Origin of the sequence: Mesobacillus boroniphilus JCM 21738 (assembly GCF_000517385.1) — a bacterium.
GTDB classification, from domain to species: Bacteria; Bacillota; Bacilli; order Bacillales; family Cytobacillaceae; genus Mesobacillus; species Mesobacillus boroniphilus.
In genome coordinates, this window is sequence record NZ_BAUW01000197.1 from 1 (window position 1) to 1,867 (window position 1,867).

The 1,867-nt window shown below is 35.0% G+C and carries 1 protein-coding gene; it reads right to left on the reverse strand.

Annotated elements, in window-relative coordinates:
• Nucleotides 1-183 precede the first annotated feature (183 nt).
• Nucleotides 184-1,867 (reverse strand): DEAD/DEAH box helicase (locus tag JCM21738_RS21675; RefSeq protein ID WP_023613835.1); only part of this gene is annotated, 1,684 nt, incomplete at its 5' end.

Sequence of the window (1,867 nt, forward strand, 5' to 3'; positions counted from 1 at the left end):
CATATAATTCAACTAAATTAAAGGCAGCGTAATAATGAGATGACAGAAAAAAACCTATCTTGAGCAAACTTCAAGACAGGCTAAAAATTAAAAATATCTCAAACATAATAGTCGTATGCTAGGATTTAGCAAGGCTAGGATATAGTATCTAAAATAGTTAGTATCGTTTTAAGGTTAATGTATTTAATCCATATCATTTTTCAACTGTTCTTTTAAAAACTCCCTTATAGAATCAGGTAAGTCTTCAATATAAAATTCGCCCCTTTTTAGTGATTTCACAACTTCATGCATACTTTCTAGACTAGATGCTCTTTTCTTCTTCTCTTCCTGTGTCATGTCCCGGTTTACGATGTGCATCTTTTTCCTTTGTTCTTCAGTTGGATATACAAACTCCAGTTCAAAATTGTTTTCCTTCACTCTTTTAAATTCTTCTATCAAACCCAGCATGTCTTTCCCATATCCAGTTACACGGACCCAGGCCTTACTTCTTGTTATAGCTGTAAAAAGAATATTTCTTTTTCTGGACAATTCGAGTCCTTTATAGCAGTTTTGGCCATCTACTACATATATCATGGCAGCTTCGTTTCCCTTAGCTCTATATATGCTTGTTATAGTTATGGAATCCCCCTGGTTAAATATATCGGGAGAGGTAGTGACTCCGGCTAAGTGAGAGTTTATACCTAAGTTGTGCAATTCCTGGCGAATAGGAAAAGTAGCAGATTTTGTAGTCAAAGGATCAGTATGAATGACCATGATATCTTGGTATTCAAGTTCATCTTCTTCTAGGTTTTTCTTTATTTGTAGTGCAATCCATTTGGCTTGCTCCTGTTCGCTTTTGAAGCAATTAAATTGAATGATATCATCAATATGTGAATGCGATTCTAAAAATATTGGACTATTTTCATCAGTTCTACCCAATTTTACATGGCTTCCTTCTTCTAGTTCACCATCTACTAGGGTATATCCAATATCCTTCCACAAAGATGACCTATCAAACATTTGAATTAATCCCTTATCATAATAAATTCCGAAACCCAAAGAATGTGCAGTTGCTAAGATAGGTCTAGAGTTACGATAGCAATTTTGTAATATAATGTCTTGCTTAGGTTTTTTATCCTCATTTTTTAAAAGTACCTTAGGTTTTCCATTACCATCTAACCCGAAAATATTTTCAGGTGAATCCATCGACATCCTGCTCAAACTTTGTAGCTCATCATAAGCATAAATCAATCTTTTTGGTGCTTTCAGAATGTTATAGCAGAGTTGTAAAAAACTCTTGGAGAAGTCCTGAGCTTCATCGATTAAGATAACATCATACATTTCCTGAAACTCCGTAATTTCATCTAGAGCCTTTTTACAAACCGCCTCGAAATCTGTCTGACCTGGTTGGGCGAGGGAAGATGCTTTTGAAAGTGGCAAGAATTCTATATCATGGGTATTACAAATATCATAATAGATTCCCGGAGTATTGGAGTTACCCCATGCATGCACAATTTTTATTTTTCTCCAATCTGGTTCCTCACGTGTGTGTTCATAAATGAATCTGGTGATTAAGTCTATAAATTGATTTTTGAGTGAACGTGTATTAAATGTTACTGCAATCTCCCAATCCGGATTATTTGAATGAAGATAAGCTACCTTTAACGCCAAGATAATTGTCTTACCTGACCCAGCTAGGCCCCTAAGACGTTGTACACCATCAACAGTTTCTATAACAGCCTGACTTTGATTGCTATCAAGGTTAGCTATGGATTCTTCAAGCTTTATCAATTTACCTCCTTTAGAATCAACAGTTTTTACTTTTTCACGCTTAGGTCTTGACTTAATAGTAGTTATCATTTGAACATCTTCTACTAGTTTATTGAAG